Annotated in this window: 23 protein-coding genes and 1 other annotated feature; of the genes, 13 read left to right on the forward strand and 10 right to left on the reverse strand. The window is 38.5% G+C overall.

Annotated elements, in window-relative coordinates; genetic code table 11:
* Positions 1 to 60 precede the first annotated feature (60 nt).
* Complete coding sequence (locus ATG70_RS21655) at positions 61 to 942, reverse strand: protein-glutamine gamma-glutamyltransferase (protein ID WP_098446526.1); 882 nt, start codon at positions 940 to 942, stop codon at positions 61 to 63.
* Positions 923 to 1,870: a hypothetical protein gene (locus tag ATG70_RS21660; RefSeq protein WP_098446527.1), complete on the reverse strand. Its 948-nt coding sequence runs from the start codon at positions 1,868 to 1,870 to the stop codon at positions 923 to 925. The genes ATG70_RS21655 and ATG70_RS21660 overlap by 20 nt, the downstream gene beginning before the upstream one ends.
* A 149-nt stretch (positions 1,871 to 2,019) precedes the next feature.
* On the opposite strand from ATG70_RS21660, the gene ATG70_RS21665 reads away from it, so the two are divergent.
* Positions 2,020 to 2,874, forward strand: a complete 855-nt coding sequence (locus ATG70_RS21665) for an ABC transporter permease subunit (protein WP_098446528.1) — start codon at positions 2,020 to 2,022, stop codon at positions 2,872 to 2,874.
* A 22-nt stretch (positions 2,875 to 2,896) separates the two neighbouring features.
* Positions 2,897 to 3,940 carry an ABC transporter permease subunit gene (locus ATG70_RS21670; protein ID WP_098446529.1) on the forward strand — a complete coding sequence of 348 codons (1,044 nt, stop codon included), beginning with the start codon at positions 2,897 to 2,899 and terminating at the stop codon, positions 3,938 to 3,940.
* Positions 3,941 to 4,059: 119 nt separating this feature from the next.
* Here ATG70_RS21670 and ATG70_RS21675 read toward each other — a convergent pair whose 3' ends face one another.
* Positions 4,060 to 4,689 (reverse strand): hypothetical protein, encoded by a 630-nt coding sequence (locus ATG70_RS21675; protein WP_098446530.1) that lies wholly within the window; start codon positions 4,687 to 4,689, stop codon positions 4,060 to 4,062.
* 8 nt (positions 4,690 to 4,697) lie between these two features.
* Positions 4,698 to 5,261, reverse strand: coding sequence for a sigma-70 family RNA polymerase sigma factor (locus ATG70_RS21680; RefSeq protein ID WP_098446531.1), 564 nt, complete (start codon positions 5,259 to 5,261; stop codon positions 4,698 to 4,700).
* Positions 5,262 to 5,444: 183 nt separating this feature from the next.
* Here ATG70_RS21680 and ATG70_RS21685 point away from each other — a divergent pair, with 183 nt between their 5' ends.
* Entirely contained in the window at positions 5,445 to 6,098 is a 654-nt protein-coding gene (locus ATG70_RS21685) for an N-acetylmuramoyl-L-alanine amidase (RefSeq protein ID WP_098446532.1), read from the forward strand.
* Between the two features lie 133 nt (positions 6,099 to 6,231).
* On the opposite strand, the gene ATG70_RS21690 is transcribed toward ATG70_RS21685, so the two are convergent.
* A complete protein-coding gene (locus ATG70_RS21690) occupies positions 6,232 to 6,399 on the reverse strand; it encodes a YfhE family protein (RefSeq protein WP_098446533.1) in 168 nt (55 codons plus the stop codon).
* Positions 6,400 to 6,535: 136 nt separating this feature from the next.
* On the opposite strand from ATG70_RS21690, the gene ATG70_RS21695 reads away from it, so the two are divergent.
* Positions 6,536 to 6,850 (forward strand): hypothetical protein, encoded by a 315-nt coding sequence (locus ATG70_RS21695; RefSeq protein WP_098446534.1) that lies wholly within the window; start codon positions 6,536 to 6,538, stop codon positions 6,848 to 6,850.
* Positions 6,851 to 6,871: 21 nt separating this feature from the next.
* Here the strand turns inward: ATG70_RS21695 and ATG70_RS21700 are convergent, their stop codons facing one another.
* Genes ATG70_RS21700 through ATG70_RS21710 form a run of 3 tightly spaced genes read right to left on the reverse strand, consistent with a single transcriptional unit; the run spans position 6,872 to position 10,600 of the window.
* Positions 6,872 to 8,005 carry a Ger(x)C family spore germination protein gene (locus ATG70_RS21700; protein ID WP_098446535.1) on the reverse strand — a complete coding sequence of 378 codons (1,134 nt, stop codon included), beginning with the start codon at positions 8,003 to 8,005 and terminating at the stop codon, positions 6,872 to 6,874.
* The gene (locus tag ATG70_RS21705) at positions 8,002 to 9,090 is read right to left on the reverse strand and encodes a GerAB/ArcD/ProY family transporter (RefSeq protein ID WP_179886368.1); all 1,089 of its coding nucleotides are present in this window, start codon (positions 9,088 to 9,090) and stop codon (positions 8,002 to 8,004) included. Before ATG70_RS21705 ends, ATG70_RS21700 begins: the two co-directional genes overlap by 4 nt.
* Positions 9,077 to 10,600, reverse strand: coding sequence for a spore germination protein (locus ATG70_RS21710; protein ID WP_257147829.1), 1,524 nt, complete (start codon positions 10,598 to 10,600; stop codon positions 9,077 to 9,079). Before ATG70_RS21710 ends, ATG70_RS21705 begins: the two co-directional genes overlap by 14 nt.
* 256 nt (positions 10,601 to 10,856) lie before the next feature.
* Between ATG70_RS21710 and ATG70_RS21715 the strand changes: the two genes are divergently transcribed.
* Positions 10,857 to 11,057 (forward strand): hypothetical protein, encoded by a 201-nt coding sequence (locus ATG70_RS21715; protein WP_098446537.1) that lies wholly within the window; start codon positions 10,857 to 10,859, stop codon positions 11,055 to 11,057.
* 44 nt (positions 11,058 to 11,101) lie between these two features.
* Positions 11,102 to 11,318 (forward strand) — a binding site (T-box leader).
* A 60-nt stretch (positions 11,319 to 11,378) separates the two neighbouring features.
* Positions 11,379 to 13,064 (forward strand): arginine--tRNA ligase, encoded by a 1,686-nt coding sequence (gene argS / locus ATG70_RS21720; protein ID WP_098446538.1) that lies wholly within the window; start codon positions 11,379 to 11,381, stop codon positions 13,062 to 13,064.
* Positions 13,065 to 13,095: 31 nt separating this feature from the next.
* Here the strand turns inward: argS and ATG70_RS21725 are convergent, their stop codons facing one another.
* The gene (locus ATG70_RS21725) at positions 13,096 to 13,830 is read right to left on the reverse strand and encodes a TraR/DksA C4-type zinc finger protein (protein WP_179886369.1); all 735 of its coding nucleotides are present in this window, start codon (positions 13,828 to 13,830) and stop codon (positions 13,096 to 13,098) included.
* A 157-nt stretch (positions 13,831 to 13,987) separates the two neighbouring features.
* Here ATG70_RS21725 and ATG70_RS21730 point away from each other — a divergent pair, with 157 nt between their 5' ends.
* Positions 13,988 to 14,440: a hypothetical protein gene (locus tag ATG70_RS21730; RefSeq protein WP_179886370.1), complete on the forward strand. Its 453-nt coding sequence runs from the start codon at positions 13,988 to 13,990 to the stop codon at positions 14,438 to 14,440.
* Positions 14,441 to 14,912: 472 nt separating this feature from the next.
* Here ATG70_RS21730 and ctaG read toward each other — a convergent pair whose 3' ends face one another.
* Positions 14,913 to 15,818 (reverse strand): cytochrome c oxidase assembly factor CtaG, encoded by a 906-nt coding sequence (gene ctaG / locus ATG70_RS21735; RefSeq protein WP_098446541.1) that lies wholly within the window; start codon positions 15,816 to 15,818, stop codon positions 14,913 to 14,915.
* Between the two features lie 317 nt (positions 15,819 to 16,135).
* On the opposite strand from ctaG, the gene ATG70_RS21740 reads away from it, so the two are divergent.
* The 6 genes from ATG70_RS21740 (at position 16,136) to ATG70_RS21755 (ending at position 18,681) form a co-directional block, all read left to right on the forward strand.
* Positions 16,136 to 16,426 carry an ArsR/SmtB family transcription factor gene (locus tag ATG70_RS21740; protein WP_160921200.1) on the forward strand — a complete coding sequence of 97 codons (291 nt, stop codon included), beginning with the start codon at positions 16,136 to 16,138 and terminating at the stop codon, positions 16,424 to 16,426.
* Between the two features lie 105 nt (positions 16,427 to 16,531).
* The gene (locus tag ATG70_RS22880) at positions 16,532 to 16,654 is read left to right on the forward strand and encodes a hypothetical protein (protein WP_255462049.1); all 123 of its coding nucleotides are present in this window, start codon (positions 16,532 to 16,534) and stop codon (positions 16,652 to 16,654) included.
* Between the two features lie 23 nt (positions 16,655 to 16,677).
* The gene (locus ATG70_RS22655) at positions 16,678 to 16,818 is read left to right on the forward strand and encodes a hypothetical protein (RefSeq protein ID WP_179886371.1); all 141 of its coding nucleotides are present in this window, start codon (positions 16,678 to 16,680) and stop codon (positions 16,816 to 16,818) included.
* A 155-nt stretch (positions 16,819 to 16,973) separates the two neighbouring features.
* On the forward strand, positions 16,974 to 17,420 hold the full coding sequence (locus tag ATG70_RS21745) for an NUDIX hydrolase (RefSeq protein ID WP_179886372.1): 447 nt from the start codon (positions 16,974 to 16,976) through the stop codon (positions 17,418 to 17,420).
* A gap of 94 nt (positions 17,421 to 17,514) precedes the next feature.
* Positions 17,515 to 17,832 (forward strand): ArsR/SmtB family transcription factor, encoded by a 318-nt coding sequence (locus ATG70_RS21750; protein WP_098446544.1) that lies wholly within the window; start codon positions 17,515 to 17,517, stop codon positions 17,830 to 17,832.
* A gap of 75 nt (positions 17,833 to 17,907) precedes the next feature.
* The gene (locus ATG70_RS21755) at positions 17,908 to 18,681 is read left to right on the forward strand and encodes an SDR family NAD(P)-dependent oxidoreductase (protein WP_098446545.1); all 774 of its coding nucleotides are present in this window, start codon (positions 17,908 to 17,910) and stop codon (positions 18,679 to 18,681) included.
* Positions 18,682 to 18,716 lie beyond the last annotated feature (35 nt).

Raw genomic sequence — 18,716 nt, forward strand, 5'->3', positions numbered from 1 at the left:
ACATATGTTCTTAAAAGAAAGGGTAGAGGGCGGATGACACGAAGAAAAGCCCGAATTCATTTAATACGTGTTTCCAAATCGAACCGTAATAAAATTCTTAAGAAGTTCACTGCGGTTCTCTTCATATTCTTCAGGTGATAGTGATGAACGCTCGAGCCCATTATCGAAAAGTAAAATCGAATTGTCTGACATGGTGCGAGTGAACGAGTACTGATACAAATAAGAAAAACCTGGCCTGGTGGCCGGAAGCATTAAGTATGGCATTCGTGTTGCTCCTGGTCTTCTTCGCATCGCCAGTGCCTCAATCATTCCTCCTACGGTTCGAAAGCCCAATCCATGACCAAAAAAAGTACCATCACCTAAATCGACTATGTTTTCTCCCTGCCATTCGGGTGTAAGAGGGTTCACGTCAGGGTTCTTTACATAACGAATATCCCCGGGAAGATAATCAGGTGGTATATTGTGCACTATTTGCAAATCTTGGTCGTATTTCCATCCCCACAGCCGCATATTCGCGAATAGTTGATTAAACCTGTTAACTGGTAACATTTTTACAGCAGCATGATAGAAAATAATGATCATCGCCGTGGCGCATTCAAATGCATACATCGGTCCATTCCGATAAATATCCAAAATCGCTTCTGAAGCCGGTACCCCCGCCTTAAGTTGAAACGCGCCGTCCGGTAAGAGGTGCCAAAACATAGGGTTACAACGTGAACGATAAAAGTCAGCAAATTGAACCCCGCTATAATACAGGTCACGTGAACTACTCGTAATAGAAACTCGAAACCGAATTTCAAACAACAAAGCATCGAGCGACCTGTACGCATAAGTATGGGGACTCATCAACATGACGTCGACAATGGTTAGTTCAAGAGGGGTCTGTATTCCTGCATTTACTATAACTTCTCTATTTGCAATGCTACCTGCTATCGTAATCATGCTGAACCTCCTCCATGAACTTCAACTGGGCACTAAGGGGGCGATTCATCCACTCTATCCATTCACTACGTGACCTCATTCGGATTTTGTAAGAAAGATTTGCTAACTGTTCTTTTTCCTGTTCAGAAAGAGAATGAAATTCATCTTCTCTTAAGTTGGATGATGCTGTATGAGAGAAGCATTCCCGATATTTAGTGTCATGATCGACAACATATGGTGCGAGCTCAGCAGTTAATTCATAGCTATTTTCGTTATGCAAAAGATATGGCAGGTTTTCTTCATACCAGCTTCTAAAGTAAGCGTAAGGGTCATCACTTTCATCTAAACCAGTAATAAAGTGCAGAAGCTCTCTTGCAAATGCAACTTCTTCTTCGTCAGCTGATAGTAATTTTTCACCGATTGGAAGTAAACTTGCAATATTGTGTGAAGAAAAATAAGCCCAAGTCACATAGTGAGTAGAAAGGCCGGCGCGTTTCCTGTTGAATAGTAACTTTGAAACAAGTAATAAATCGTCAGGATGTTGATAGATCGTTGTCAATAATCCAGCTGCTCGATCAATCACAAGACGGTAGCGGGTGTTTAATTTCTCTTCAGAACCCGTTTCAACCATCCATCTTAGTACAGAGTGGATATATTGTGGGAGATCGCAGATCGAGTAGGGAAATGGAGCAGCAGGTGCACGCTCTTTTGCGAGAATATCTTTTTGAATCGATAAAGCGATTCTGTTTCGATCTGACAAGTGTTTCGATAGATTGTGCTCTCTTACGGTGGAAGATAGGACATAGATAGTGGGGTAAGATAGTGTATCTTCATTTAAAAGAGAAATCACTGCTTTTTTATCGTGATCAATTAGATTCTTTACATAGTGCTCCAGTCGTTTAACCCCTTCTGATTTTCGGATTATTTCAAGTGAGACAGAGTGTTTCAACGTGTTGCCTCCTTTCAAAAATGCACTATTACCAGCTTATTCGAGAGAGCGCTATTTCATCACAGCTAATCAAATTGGTCATTTTATTGAAACCTTCGAGGGTTAGGACCGTCTTAAATGTATAGTTACATAAAGAAAGGAGTAAACACATGGGGAATATGGTACGCATTGGCTCTCAGTTTATCGCTGCTTTTCTCGGCGTGTTATTACTTGGCGCCATACCAGGAATGTTTAATGGAATGAAATTAGATCCTCAAGGTTATATGAAAAGGCTTCAACACACGATAGAGGAATTGATTCATTATCAACAATTAACGTTTCGATCAGGGAATGAGAGTTATCAACTATTTCCTCTCATTTATGAGTACCTCTTCTATTCAATCACCATCTTATTTAGTGCTTTGATTCTTGCTTTTTTTGTTGCATTTCTATTTACCTATCTAACTTACATCTCTCCTGCGTTTATTCAAAAATGGTTCAAAAGAGTAGCATTTTTGACAGAATCCTTTCCAGACGTTTTTATACTCGCGATTGTTCAAATCGGGGTGATTTGGGTTTATAAAAAAACAGAGGTCCTGTTGATGGACGTTGCAGCATACGAACGCATTTATACAATGCCAATTCTAATCCTATCTATATTACCTGCCTTTTTATTGTATCGAATTATGATACACGTTCTGGCCGAGGAAGTAGAAAAACCATATGTTGAACTTGCAAGGACAAAAGGGTTAGAACCCACCAAAATATTTCTTTTCCATATTTTTCGAAATACACTATTATCAACTTATTTTCACTCGAGATCGATTGTTTGGTTTACTTTGTCTAATCTTTTTATTATGGAGTATGTGTTTAACCTTAATGGATTAATTCGCTTTATGTATGAGCATCCTACACCAGAAATATTCACAGTTAGTGCACTATTGCTTTTTATACCTATTTTCTTATTTCTAACCGTTTCTCAGCTTGTGGCGGAGCGAACTGCTCAGGAAAAAGCTTTGATGTAGCAGAAAAGGAGGAATACAAACTTTGAAACATGCTTTAAAAAATCCAATGTTCGTGACAGGAATGTTCATCATTGTTCTTCTGCTCGGTAGCAGTATATACTACTCCATTGCTTATGATGATGTTGTGCCGCAAACCTCCATGCTCTATGATCAAGACGGAAATTTAATCGACCGTTCACCTTTTACACCGTTACAGGTTGCTCCATTTGGAACAGATAAGTATGGGTATCATCTATTTGATCAAATCATAATTGGGGCAAAATATACAATTGGTATTGCATTTCTCGTTGCCTCGATGAGAATAGCGCTCTCTTTTGTTGCTGGTGTAGTCGGAGGGACTTATTTTCGCCGCACGTTGCGAAGTACATCTGGATTCGTTGATGCTATGCAATACATACCGATTTCACTGCTTTGTTATTTTATTCTTAGCGGTGTTTTAATGGAAAATGGGATGGAAGGGACATTTCAGTTTTCATTTCTTGAGCGGATGGTATTTGAAATTGTTGTTTTAACAGCAGTTGCGATTCCAACTACCACAACATTAATATCCAATGAAACGCATGCCATTTGGGGAAAAGGGTTTATTGAAGGAGCTAAAACGCTAGGCGGATCTAGAGTTCATATCTTAACAAAACATATTCTACCTCACCTTGGTCCGCGGATGATCATCATATTTCTCCAACAAATGATCAACGTGCTGATTCTCTTACTTCATCTTGGTTTATTGAAGTTGTTTTTTGGAGGCACATTTTTTAATCCAGATCCAATATTAGGAGATGAATATCGGTCTGTGTCATCTGAATGGTCAGGTTTAATCGGTTCTACATTTCGATTTCTCCCATATGATACGTGGATTCCACTTGTTCCGATTTTATTTTTTGTGCTCGTTATTTTTAGTGTGAATCTATTGTTAGAAGGTTTTAAGCAATTAACAGAAAAGCAAATTATGCCACGTTCACGTCAGGTTATTCAGAGTGACAGTTATAAGAAGGGCTTCGATCCGAACGCATTTTATTTCTTGGAAAGAACTGATAGGGGGGAAGAACGAAAAACAGCCAGTAGGTAGTTTAGGTGGCGGTTTTTTTCGTTACCTACCCATCTTTGCTAAAAGGATAATTGATATCGAACAAAAAAGGAAAAGCACAATTAGCGGTTGTGCTTTTCCTTTATTATTCATTTGGTTATTTATTGGGAAGTAGAGTACCACTGAATCGTCGTTTCCTTTTTTCTCTTTGAGCCTTTTAAATAAAAGGACTCATCTGCTTCATCAAAATAAGCGGTTGAAGGATACTCACGATCACCTTTAATGGTCACTTCCACATGATAATGGTTCCAAATATCGTTGATGCCTTCGTTTTCTGTTTGATACAAATGAGACAGCACGCCTAAATACTCTGTTGCGAGTTCCTTCATCTTCTGTTCGGAAAGCTTGTCAGATACCATAAGATCGAGATAAACGGTGGAATCGATTGAAAAATAAATAGCGTCGCTAATATCTAAATCACGATGAGCAATTTCGGAAGCCCTTTTCAGATAGGCAGCACTTATATATGGAGCCTCATTCTGGTCGAGTGAACCTTCTTGTATTTCAGGTGAGTCTAAAGAAATACCAGTAACAGAGAGAGTGGCGATAACGAATAATGAAATGCAGGCTACGATGCCCATCCACTCTAGCATGAGATTTCTTTTTTTCTTATTGTGACCGAAATGGGCAAGTAGGATATTTTCAAGCATTCGTTCTTTTTTTCTGTTTGTAAAGTGTTGTTTTTGAAATAAGGATTCTTTTACTTTTTCTCTTAACTGTTTTTCCTCCATCTTGTTATTCACTCCCTTTCTTCGTTTAGGCTTAATTCGAGAAGGCGACGAGCACGATGCAACCTTGATTTAATCGTTGCTTCTTTTGTGTCAAGGAGTGAACTAATTTCTCGAATGGATAAATCTTCATGGTAATAGAGAATGAATGTTTCACGATATTTTAATGAAAGTTGAAAAATGGAGGTTCGTAATTTATGTGATTCTTCATTTTTTACTGCAATAAGTTCGGGTGAAGGGGTATGGTTTTTGATGAACTTCATCATCACGTTTGTCGGTATAATATTTCGAAAAGACCAGCTTCGCACATGGTCATGACAACGATTAATCGCAATGCGATAGAGCCAGTTTTTTAACGATGCTTCTCCTCGAAACGTGTGAAGCTTTAAAAAGCAGGCAAGAAATACTTCCTGTACAATGTCTTCCGCTTTTCCCCAGTCCTTTGTATATGTATAAGCGAGTCTTACTAACGCTTCCCCATACGTTTCCATTAAATGCTCAATTAATTCTGTTTTTTGAACAGTAGTATAGTTAGTGAAATCTAATTTGAAATCACCTTGTGAGTTTTCATTCATACGATCATCCTTTATATGACATTTATTATAAAGACGAGTCCGTAGTTGAAAAGTTGCGTTAACTGATAAATAATTTGATAACATTGCCCCTTTTTTCTTTTTTCTTTCGATATATAGAATAAGAAGGAGCTGAAGTAATTTAAGAAGTAATCAGAAATTTATTTAGAATAAGGGAGGAAAATAATGATTATCATTGATGCGGGGCATGGTGGGAAAGATCCAGGGGCTATTGCGGATGGAGTAAAAGAAAAGGATTGGAATTTAGAGGTATCCTTACATCAATATGGATTTTTGAAAAAGCTCGGTATTCCTTGTAAACTGACTCGAAAAACGGATACTGATTTGTCTCCTGATAAGCGCTCTGAGCTCGTAAGATCTTCTGGTGCAACGATTTGTTTAAGCAATCATTTCAATGCAGGTGGTGGAAGTGGAGCAGAAGTGATTCATTCAAAATATGCTACCTCCGTTTTTGCTAAAAGCACTGCTGATGCATTGAAGAAGATGGGCATGTCAGTACGGAGGGTATTCTCAAGAGAAGGGATGAATGGGAAAGATTATTATTATATGCACCGATTAACTGGGCAGGTTGAAACGCTTATTATTGAATATGGTTTTCTAGACTCTGCTGTCGATCGAAAGAAATTAAATGTTCGATCCTATCGTTTCCAGTTAGCTGAAGAAGCAGCGCTTGCTGCTGTGCGTTACATGAAAGGGACTCTTAACAGTTCGGTCTATTTCGTCCAATCAGGTGCTTATAAGGAAAAGAGCAGAGCCGAGCAATTATGTGAAGAATTGAAGAAAAAAGGTTACGAAGCATTTGTGAAACAAGAACGTTAAATTTTCTACGTACACAAATAAAGAGAGGGAGGCCACTGGCCACCCTCTCTTTATTTACGCTAAGCATACTATTTTGTTCATGTAAGCTTTAGAAATTGATTGTTTCTTAGCTACTGTTGATAGATGATTCGGTTTATTTCAGTAAATCAGGATTTTCATTCTTAGCTCGCTTAACTTTTGGCTTACGAATGCCTCCTGCGATATCTGCTTTTTTAAAGTCTTTCGCGTATTTTACCTCTTGAGCGTCACTTAGAGAAAATCCGCTTTCATGAATCGGTTGATATTGTGAATTCTTAGCCATTAGTAATTCCTCCTTGTAATGTCTCTTAGTACAGGGTTACCCTCATCAATTTTTCATTAAACATACATGCCTAACTTTGTTAAACAAATCATGTTTGTGGTACTTTATTAGTAAACCATTACTTGACGGAGGAATTATGAATAAAAAGAGAGCATTAAACATTGCCATTGCCAGCATCGTTGTACTAGTTAGTATTTTTTTAATCGGAAGATACACCTATGTGCATGAAGAACATCTTGAAAGAGGAGAAGTGATTAAGAAAGAAAGTACGGACCATCATCATTACGTGTTTGTTCAGCCAGAAGGAGAAGGAGAGGCAATTGAACTCCTAATGGAAGACGAAATGTCCTGGAATCTTGTGCAGGAAGGCGAGATTTATGAAGTGGCTTATTCCTGGTATGGCTCAAAAGAACCGACAATCGAAGAGATGAAACAAATAGAAAGAGAATGAGCAATAAAGCTCATTCTCTTTCTATTTAATAATCCCTGTTTCTGAAATTTTTACTTTCACCTTTGCTTCTATGTTTAGTTCTGGAAATTTCTTCTCCCACTGTTTAGGATGCCATGATTCATGATGATAAGCATTTAGGTCGCGTCCAATGCCAAGAAAATCACAGTTCGCTTCCTGGAGTTTTGCTAGTAAATTGTTCCCTCTTTCCGTTAATTTCTTCGATAACTCATCTGCAATGTCTTCTAACTGACTTTCTTTAAAGAGGTGGTCTTGAGGATATTCCTCGATATTCCCTCTTACTTCTAGATTAACAAAAACTTTACTGACATTCCCATTTTGAAACGAGTACTTAATATCTGATTTCGTGTTTTGAATGTTAACAGTAACCGTCTGGGTCAAGAATCCTTGATCATGCTGTTTACCTATATTTTCAACAATACTGGCTTTTTTACTCTTTGCATCAGCCATAAGAAGTAGAAGTGTAGCATCAAAAGGAGGGAGCACGACCCCCGTGAAGTTTGATTGGTGAAATAGAGCAATTCCGTTTATCTCAGGTGCACCAACCTCTTCATTATAACTAATGTATGGAAAGGCATAGTCCTGCCCAATATCATGAGAATAGCGAAACGCTTTTTCGACTGTCATACGCGGTGCTTCAGTTTTGTTTTCAGCGCCTTTAATAAGGTTCGTTGAAAATTCGGTAATGAGGGTATCGCCGATGTGATCTAAGTTAAAGACATCCTCTGCCCGCCCTTCAACAACAGCTACGCGAGCATCGAGTGGACTCTTTGGATCTCGATACAGAATATCGAACATGTGATCAATGTCTTGTTTAGCAACCTCATCTCCTAAAAGAATAAGTTGATTTTTAGATGCTGTTACCTGTTTCGATATAATACGGTCCATTTTTATCCGTGTGTCTCTAGGTGAAGTACCAGAAAGAGAGATAACTCGATTGGAATAGACTCCTCCTTGACTAACAGGAACACCAAGGTTACGAACAACGAACGTCGTACGAATTTCATTCTCATTTTCATAATCGAATCCAGCACCATAAATAAGTTTGGATTCTTTTAACAGTTCTTGATCCCAGCAAGAAGTTAAGAACAATAGTATGGTTGAAAAGATAATGGAAAGGTGCCATATTTTTTTCATTGCGATTCCTCTTTCTTCTTAAATAAAAGACTAATGAGCAAGAGCATGAGAGGAAAACCAAGTGCAAAAAAATAGCTAGCTTTTGCGTGATAGCCTGAAAGCATTTCAACTGTATATCGATCATGTGAAAACATGGAGAAAAACAGTGCAATAAAGGACGCAATCAGAATAGAACCGGTTGTTTTTTTTCTCTTTGTTAAGCGCTGTATTCCTTTTCCTGCGATGTATAAGTAAGACACATAAGATGTCATCACTGAAATAATCCAGATGGACAAGAAGATCAAATCAACCCTGTCAACGATAACAAAGGAGATGCCTTTTAACATATAAACGAGAGGCTCTGGAATCACTTCAAGTTGGTTAGGGCTAAAAAAAACATAGGTTGTGAAGGACAAAAAAGTATATAAACTTGTGACAGCAATATTAGCAAGGGTTAGGCTTTTAAGTGCTGCCTTACCCTTGTTTTGAACATAAGGATAGATAAATAGAACGATTTCAAATCCCAGCATGGAGACAATCCCTTTTTGAGTCGCTTTGAGAATTGTACCAAAGCCATTTTGACCAATTGGTAGAATATACCTGATATCTGCATCTTTCAACGTATAAGCGGACATTATGATTAGCGGGAGGATGAGGATGGATACAAATTGATAAAACCTTCCCATCACCTTGATCTTGCCAACTGCAAGGTAAGTCCCGCTTACGGTTAGCAGTAATAAAATAACCAACATCGGAGTACGAAACAAAATCCAAGTTTTAATGGTTGTTTCGAATAGCTCTAATACAATGACGGAAGTTGCTATCGCAAAAGCAACATAAAGAACTGAAATGATCCCTGCTGCATACTTGCCAATAATTTTAGGAGCAAATTCGTATAACGTTAAGGTTGGAAAACGTGCACATAAAAAATATAGAATAAAAATAATGAATTGAATGGCTCCACCGGTGATCAAAAGCGTGATCCATCCATCAGTTCCTGCATCTGCATATAAGGATGAGGGAAGTGAAAGGACCCCAACGCCAACCTGTGTTTGGAAAATAATGAAAAATAGCTGTGCGTTATTAATTGTGCTAGTCGTTTTCATTCTTTTTCCACCCTCTTGAACGCCACTCTTGCTTATTAAACTGCGGATGTACATCCGTTGGTCGATCCCCGAGTAGCCATCTTGGAAGACGAACAATTGAATCTTTTAGTTCATTCAAGCGCAAAGGTGCAAGTGGCGAGAAGTAAGGAGTGCCGAATGTTTCTAGACTACATAAATGAATGAGGATGATCGCTAGTCCAAAAACAAGCCCTATAAAACCAAAAGACGCAGAGAGTAGCATGAGTGGAAAACCTAGAAGCCTTATGGACATACTCATTTCATAAGATGGAACAGCAAAGGACGAAATTGCCGTGAGGGCTACAACGATAATCATCATATTTGAGACAAGATTTGCTTCTACGATGGCTGTTCCAATAACTAAACCTCCAACGATACCAATGGTTTGTGCGATAGGACCGGGCAGGCGAATGGCAGCTTCTCTTAATAATTCAAGAATAATCTGCATGATGAGTGCTTCAAGTAATGGAGGGAACGGAACATTTTCAAGCGAACTTTTAATGTTTAAAATTAGTTCAGCAGGTAGCACCTCAGAGTGAAAAGAAACAGTGGCAATATAAAGAGATGGCAAACCGAGTGCGAATATAAAGCTTGCTACTCTGATGAGTCTCAAGATTGAACCAATATACCACCGGCTATTGTAATCTTCCGGAGATTGATAAAATGCAAAGAACGTAACAGGCATGATTAGGGTGGAAGGACTTCCTTCCATCAACAAGCCGATTCTGCCTTCAATAATATGAGCAGTTAATCGATCTGGTCGTTCTGTACTTAGCATTTGGGGAAATGGTGAAAATGGTGAATCTTCAATAAATTCTTCTACATATCCTGGGGTTTGAATGGAGTCGGTTTTGATAGCCGTTATTCTTTTTTCAACCTCTTGAATCAAGTCTGGGTTGACGAGGTGTTGCAAATATATGATTGCTAATTTTGTATCGGTTGTTTTCCCAACCTTAAAAAACCTTATCACAAGATTTGGGTTCTCAATTCTTCTGCGAAGCATTTGTAAGTTTTGCATAATGTTTTCAACAAACCCTTCATGTGAACCACGAACAACTTGCTCATTGATTGGTTCTGACACGGGCCTAGAACTTGCTGAAAAAGCTTCCAGTAGATAAAAGTGTTGATGACCTTCTATAAAGAAGGCTACAAAACCCTTTGTTAATGCAGTGATAGCTTCATTTAAGTTCATTGAACGGCGATATTCCTTAGAAGTCACTGTATCTTCAATGTCTAATTTATTCTTTTCCATTAAGGGTTTCATAATGGTTTTTTGAAGTTTATCCTCATCTACGAGAGGGTCTAGGTACGCAAGTATGCATGCAATATTCTCAATGGTAATGTTTCTAAATTTAATATCTTCTGTATGGTAAAATTTCGAATTGAGATATTCCTTGTTTTGTTCAATTGAAAAAAACGCCTCATGTGATTCAGTAGCAGTTGGGATTTGATAAGGTTCATTTCGGATAGGTTTTCGTTTACCACGTCTCACGCTGCAACCTCCTCTTAGTGATGATAGATAAGTATAGCTTGTGATGAAATGATAAAGTTATGTATCAAGATTGGAAAGGAATCGTAGAATGAGGTTCTGTTTGCAAAATAAGTCATTTACGTAATAGAAAACTGTCTTTCTGTATTGATATATAGCACTTCTTATAACATAGTATCGACATTTGTCAAAAGAATGTACACCATTTGTTTAATTAATGTATAATAAAGTGAACTTAGATGGAAAGGTGGTTCTTACGTTGACGAGTAAAAATATCCAAAAGGAAAAATTAGCGGTTGATCGGTGTATGAAACACCTAGAGGTCGTTAACGTGGGGCCGAAAGTAAGACAGCTGATTTCAATGTATTTAACTTCTATTTATCGAGAAGCCTATCAGGAAGGTTATCAGGATGGAGAGAAAAACGTACAATTGGAGTCAGAACCAAGTATAATCAGATAACTAGTTGAATTTATAATGAAATAGGCTATAATGAAAATAATATTTGATCGTCAGAGCGAAAGAGAGTAGTGTCTAATGACGGATAAAGCGATCTAGGGATGGTGAAAGCCTGGAGCCTAATCAGAGATGAACCGGACTTTCAAGACACTGTTTTGAACTTCAGTAGAAACAGTCGGGCTCGCCGTTATCCGAGTGAAGTTGGCTCAAGTATCTTTGTTGAGCAATCAGAGTGGTACCGCGGAAAAAATCTCCGTCTCTATAGTAGAGACGGAGATTTTTTTGTTTAAGTAAAAAACGTTTAATGACATGAGGAGGAAGATGATGATGTATAAAAAGCTCTTTGCAGACAAACTCTTTCAAGCATTTGATGGGAAAGTTGAGCGTAGTGACATGATACAACGAATTGAAATTCCGAAACATGAGTCACATGGTGATTACGCTTTTCCATGTTTTCAACTTGCTAAGTTGGAAAAAATGTCCCCTAATCAAATTGCGACAAATCTTGCTAGTAAATTGAACGATCCTCTATTCGAGAAAATAGACGCAGTTGGCCCTTATGTCAATGTGTTTCTTAATAAGAAAATGGTTACGAGTGATGTTATTCATCTGGTCCTTAGTCAAGAAGAAGAGTATGGGAGCTCCAATGTAGGTAAAGATGGTGCGGTAACGATCGATTTGTCATCACCTAATATTGCGAAACCTTTTTCAATGGGACACTTACGCTCAACGGTGATTGGGAATGCTCTAGCGTTAATTGTTGAAAAAGTTGGCTATCGTCCTATTCGAATTAATCATCTTGGGAATTGGGGTACGCAGTTTGGAAAATTAATAACGGCGTATCGGAAGTGGGGTAATGAGCAAAAAGTCCGTGAACAAACAATTAAAGAGCTACTTAAATTATATATTTTGTTTCACGAAGAAGCTGCCGTTGATCCTTTACTTGAAGATGAAGGGAGAAAGGCATTTAAAGAGTTAGAACAAGGCGATTTGGAAGCTGTGACGCTCTGGAAGTGGTTCCGTGAAGAATCTCTTAAGGAGTTTAATCGTATTTATGACCTCATGGGCATTACATTCGATTCGACAAAAGGAGAAGCTTTTTATAACGATAAAATGCAGCGAGTGATTAAGATGCTAGAAGAAAAGGACCTGTTAGTTGAATCCAATGGTGCCATGGTTGTTGAGCTTGGAGAAGATATACCTCCGTGCTTAATTAGAAAGAAGGATGGAGCCTCTCTTTATGCCACTCGAGATTTAGCAGCAGCGATTTATCGTTATGAAACATATGGCTTTAGTGAATCCCTTTACGTAGTAGGAAATGAACAAAGCCTTCATTTCAAGCAATTAATTGAAGTTCTAAAAAAGTTAGGATTCGAATGGGCTGAGCAAATGCACCATATCAACTTTGGGATGATGCTTAAAGATGGAAAGAAAATGTCAACGAGAAAAGGGAAAGTCGTTTTGCTTGAAGAGGTTATAAGTGAGGCGATTGAACTTGCAAAAGAAAATATTGAATCCAAAAATCCCGATTTAGCAAACAAAAGTGCTATTTCAGAACAAATTGGGGTTGGGGCCGTCTTGTTTCATGATTTAAAGAATGATCGTCGAAATGACATCGACTTTTCCCTTGAAGATATGTTACGAGTTGAAGGAGAAACTGGTCCATATGTACAGTACACACACGCTCGTGCTTGTTCCATACTACGTAAAGGGAATTATCAAAAAGTAGAAAGTATGGAAATGCTAGAAGGTGAACAAGCCTGGTCAGTGGTCACAAAACTTCGTCAGTTTCCCCATACGATTGAACGAGCAGCTACTGAATACGATCCTTCTCAAATCGCAAAATTTGTTTTAGAACTTTCACGTGCTTTCAACAAATACTATGGACAAGTTCGTATTTTAGAAGAGAACTCATCCAAACAAGCTAGATTACAGCTAGTTATGGCTGTATCAATTGTTTTGAGAGAGGGATTGCGATTACTTGGTCTTCACGCACCTGAAGAAATGTAAAGAAGCAGCCCAAATTAATGGGCTGCTTCTTTCATTTGTTCATATCAGTATCTTCAATCATTCCTTGCGAAGCCTGTTCTTCATAGTCATCCAATTGATCCTCATATCGTTCGTGACGTTCATTAGGAACGACACCAGTGGGTTTACCGTCAATATCAGCAGATAGAAAAGTTTCGATTTCTTCAACATACCCATTTAGTTCATTCGAATCGATATACATGCGATCATAGCTCATTTGCTGATCATTGAAATCAGAAGGGGTTTCAGAAGTTCCGTATCTTGCGGTTCGTTGCCAGGAGTCTTCAGCGTCAAAAAAATTCGATTCTTCTTCATCATTTATATGCTCACTGAATGATTGACCAAGTACATCTTCTTCTGCAGGTCTTTGGTTTGACGTTTTTTGTGAGGGGCTATGTTCGACGCAGGTTTTGGCAGTGGGGAGAATGGAAAGCCTTTCGATGGAGATCTCATTTCCGCACTTGTCACATCTACCATATTTGCCGTTACTTATACGTTCAAGTGCATTGTTAAGTTCAGCTAATTCTTGTTTCGCATGTTCATTTAATGAAAGATCTTTTTCTCGCTCATAAAGTTCTGTAGCTGTATCGCCAGGGTGATTATCATAATTTGAAAGTTCCCCCGTAGAATGTTGGACAAATGATTGAGAAATTCCAAACTCATCATTATCAACCAATTCTTCATTGAGTGCTCTAATACGTTTTTGAATCGTATTTTTAAATGAGCGGAGTTGACCTGTCGTTAGCATTGAAAAATCTCCTTTCGTTTGTTTATGTACGTAGTATGAACTAAAAGACCTTGAGTTACTTCTGAAAATAATTCCATGAGGGATGGATGAAATACCATTAATTTGGAAAAAGTAACGGGGTAGTTGATGAGAAGCTGGTGATGAAATGAAGAGAAACGTGTACCCACTTGAAGTTCTTCTTTGGAGTATTGCCTTTCCCGGATTTGGACAAATCTTAAATAAAATGTATTTAAAAGGTGCTTTTTTTATTGTTTTAGAGTTTGTAATCAATGTAAATGCAAATTTAAACATGAATATTCTTTATAGTTTTCAAGGGAAATCCACTCAAGCAATTGAAGTGACAAATTATGAGTGGGCGATGTTTTATCCATGTGTTTATCTATTTGCCATTTATGAAAGCTATTTATGTGCTTTAGAAAAGTCCGATCAAGAAGTAAGGAAATACCTGTCACTCCCCTTTGTTTCCGGTGCTTATTTTTCTACTGTGGGAGTCATATTTTCAAATGTAGGCGATATTCCTTTTCCACCAACATTTGTGGCTATTTTCGGTATCGTTCTGGGAGTGGGGGTAGGAAGTTTAGTACGCACTTTATTAATTCGCTATGTGTAAAGGAACAAAAAAAAGCCATGAAGGAAACTTGCTTCATGGCTTTTGAGTGATGAGTTTTAGTGTAAGATCTTTACTATCTCCGTTTCTAACCGCTCGTCTCCGCTTTTCTTGTGATCCAGCTGCAGTGGGCAGGGTCTCGATCGCTTCACCCTATCAAATGAACACAAAGACCGTGTTCTTTTGATAGGCCTTCAGCGCTTGTTGACCCTAACCGCCCACTTCCGCTTTTCATGTCTAGCTGCGACTCGCAGAAACTGCGATATTTCGCTCTTTCACCAGAACACAAAAGGCGTGTTCTAGTTCAAGAACTCCAATATCTCCGTTTCTGACCGCTCGTCTCTGCTTTTCATAGATCCAGCTGCAGTGGGCAGACACTCTGTCACTTCACCTTTTCATCCGAACACAAAGACCGTGTTCAAATGAAAAGGCTCCAGTGCCTGCCGTGTCTAACCGCCCACTTCCGCTTTTCAAACTAAATCTCACTCATTCTGAATTCTGGTGATTGTAGTTCTTCGGCGTCTTTTTCGCGTTCTTTTCTTGCCCATTGGAAGAAGATGTAGCCGAGGGCGCTGCCGTATGATAATTCTTGGATGATTTTCATGATGATTCCGCCTAGCTGTTGGTCTTCCATAATTCCTAGCGGCTTGAATTGGTCAAATAATTCAGGTGATACGGTTGTGCCACTAGGGACACAGTATCCCATTGCATTGGCCCATACGGTAGGGTCTGTATAGGTTGCGTAAAGTGGAGTAGTTGCGAAAATGATTAGTGCACAAGCTGGTGTTAGTAGAACGCCATCTGCGAAAATATAGCCGAGTTTCTTTACACCTGATAACGTGTCATACTCAGGTACTGGACAAACGAGTGGCCACCACATCGCGAAAGCTGTCACAATCAGAGCTGCTTTATAGAAATTCTGAGCTGTGTAATGGACCATTAAGTAATCGAATATTTCTGGTATGTGATAAAAAGAAAACAATCCATTAAACAAAAGCAGTGAAATAATTGGGAAAGTGAAAAATTGAACGATTTTGCGAATAACTTTGACATTTAGTAATGGTCGAAGCAACCATGCGGGTGTCCCAACGAGAATAAGAGGTGGCGCAACTAAATAGACAAGAGCCATTTCAGTCATGTGAATACTGAGTAATAAATGTCCCATTAGTGATAATGGTCCACCGAGTCCAATGTAAAATAAGGCAACCCCAATTAAGAAGAAGATCTTTTTATAAAGGGGGAAGGGTGATGCGTCTTTAAAGCTATCTTTCCAGGGTCCTGTAAGAAGTAAATAGAAGCCAGCGATAACAATCGCAGCTACGAGAATTCCAGGGCTCCAGAGAGCACTAAACGAAAACGTGCTCGTTAATTGTTCCCACATAAGGAACACCTCCATCTATGATCATAATTCTGTTCCGTAAATGTTGACCGTTTTCATCATACCACATCATGAACAGGCATCCTATCTTATGATAGGAAAGCCTTTACTTTTTCTTCTCTTTCTATTGTAAAAAGGATTGAAGGTGAACTCAAGGGAGGTTCAAGAGTTTCTGTGAAGGAATCGTGACAGCCTGATGTTGACAATTGACTGATGACTTTCATACAATGTCAACAGAGTGATATATGAATAATTGTTCATATAATGAAACGGGGGAGATTCTGTTGGATAATCAAGATAAGGATGTTACAAATGAAGAAATGGATTTAGATGAAGAAACGCTTTTCATTGTTTCACAAACCTTCAAAGCTCTTGGTGATCCCACAAGGATACGGATCTTGAACTTACTAGCTGATCGGGAATGTGCTGTTAGTGAAATAGCAGATGTCCTTCATCTTTCACAGTCGACTGTGTCGCATCAGCTTCGTTTTCTAAAGAACTTACGATTAGTTAAGTTCAGAAGAGCAGGAACAAGCATCTTTTATTCTCCTGATGACCAACATGTGATGGCATTGCTTCATCAAGCAATTCATCATGCTTGTCATGATTGAACTTATGTTAGAATAGTACGGAAACGTTCAAGAAAACAGCGAAAAGGTAAGCGAATATCCGATATACTATTGATGTGAATGATAAAGTGAAAGGAGAATGGCTTCGTGTTATCCAAAATAAAACAGCACAAAACGGAATCTGCTGTTATTTTCCTAGCCTTTGTTCTACCTTTTATAACGATGATTGTCATTGGGGTATTGTCTATTTACTTATCGTACAGCGGATAGTGCCTAAGAAAGGTGGAGCTAATATGGATATAGGGTCAATTTTAGTTTATATGTCAACGGGACTTTTCTTTGTTGTGTTTGGTATGTTTGGATTTTTCTTATATATGTTAAAGCGGAAAGAAAAATCCGTTGAGCAAGAGGAGATTGATAATAATGAGAACTAAAAATATTCGTCTCCTGATTATTTTATTGGCGTTAAGCGCAGTCTGGGGAGTAGTCTACTGGGTCTGGGCGTTTAGTAATGGGTAGCAAGCCTTTTCGATAGATCGAGAGGCTTTTTTTCATGAACCGGAACACTATTTATTCTCTAGGAGGAGCTATGGATTACATTCAGGAACTTAGAGCGCTTGTCGGGAGTCGACCACTTATATTACCAGGTGTAGCAATTCTGCTATTTGATCAATCGAAATCAAATCTTCTTATGCAAAAAAGGACCGATAATAATAGATGGGGATTAACAGGCGGATTTATGGAGCCAGGAGAGTCATTCGAAGAAACGGTAGCTCGTGAAACGTTTGAAGAATTGGGAATAACCATTCAAAACTTAACTTTTGAATCGGTTTTTTCTGGAGAGAATCTTTATTACCAATACCCGAATGGGCATGAAGTTTTTAGTGTAATTGCTGTCTATTCTGGGCAGTGTGCAAGTGATGATTTTAAATTAGACGAGAAGGAAGTATCTGAAGTGAGGTATTTTCAAATCAATGAATTGCCAGACAACATAAATCCAAATCATCAAATTGTGCTGAAACAGTTAGGCTATTAGCTTAGCGTAAAGTCCATTGACAGATTTGTGACAATCGGATATGCTTAAATCAGGTTAAATGTTTAAACTTTTAAACAGATAGGGGCTTACTGTGATGAATAAAGAAAATGACCATCATGAAGCGCGTCAGCTTTTTCGTAAAAGTACGCCGATCTTTCAGGCGCTTGGCGATCCCTACAGGCAAGATATTATCCTGTTACTTAGTGAACACGATTGTCTAAGCGTGAATGAGATTACCGAGCAATCAACCCTGTCTCGTCCAGCGATTTCACATCATCTTAAAATTTTGCGTGAAGTTGGCCTTGTTTCAGTCGAACAGAAAGGAACAACACGTTTCTATTCTCTTCAACTTGAAGATGGTGTAGCTATATTGAAAATGCTACTAGATAAAGTAGAAGAGACTTGCTTTTAAGTCTTCTACTTTCTTTATTAAACAATATGTTCAAATGTTTAAACTTTAAGAAATAAATGAAGGGGTGGACTCGATATGTCCGAAACAGCATTAATTACAGGTGCATCTGGAGGTCTAGGGGCAGATATTGCCACGTTATTCGCAAAAGATGGCATACACTTAATTTTAGTGGCGAGAAGTAAAGAGAAGCTAGAGTTACGAGCACAAGAATTATCAAAATATGGTGTACAAGTTGATATAATCGTTAGTGATCTGGCAAATCCTGGAGCTGCTGGTGAATTATTTGAAAAAGTAAAAGGACTTGGAAAGAAAGTAGATTATTTAGTGAACAACGCAGGTGTTGGTCTATTCGGTAAGTTCGTAGAAACCGATTTGCAGAAGGAATTGGACATGCTGTATTTAAATATTAACTCTCTAACCCATTTGACGAAGTTAGTTTTGGAAGAGATGACAGAACGCGGTAAAGGTAGCATCCTAAATGTAGCTTCTACAGCTGCATTTCAACCTGGTCCTTTAATGGCAGTCTATTATGCATCGAAAGCCTATGTACTTTCTTTTTCAGAAGCGATCGAGAATGAGTTGAAGGGGACAGGGCTCACCGTATCAACTTTGTGCCCTGGGCCGACAAGAACCGATTTTAGTAACCGTGCTAACCTTGGGAAGTCAAAACTTTTTGATGGAGGTACAATGGATTCCATGGCTGTCGCAAAAGCAGGATATGAAGGAGTAAGAAACGGAAAGAGTATCATTATTCCTGGTACACAGAATAAAATTCTAGCTAAATCAATCCGCTTCATTCCTAGAAAAGTTGTAACAGGAATCGTGAGGCGTATGCAACAAGAAAAATAGATGATATTTGCTTTAACTAATGATAAGCATGAATC

The sequence above is a fragment of the Bacillus sp. es.036 genome (assembly GCF_002563635.1).
GTDB lineage: Bacteria > Bacillota > Bacilli > Bacillales > Guptibacillaceae > Guptibacillus.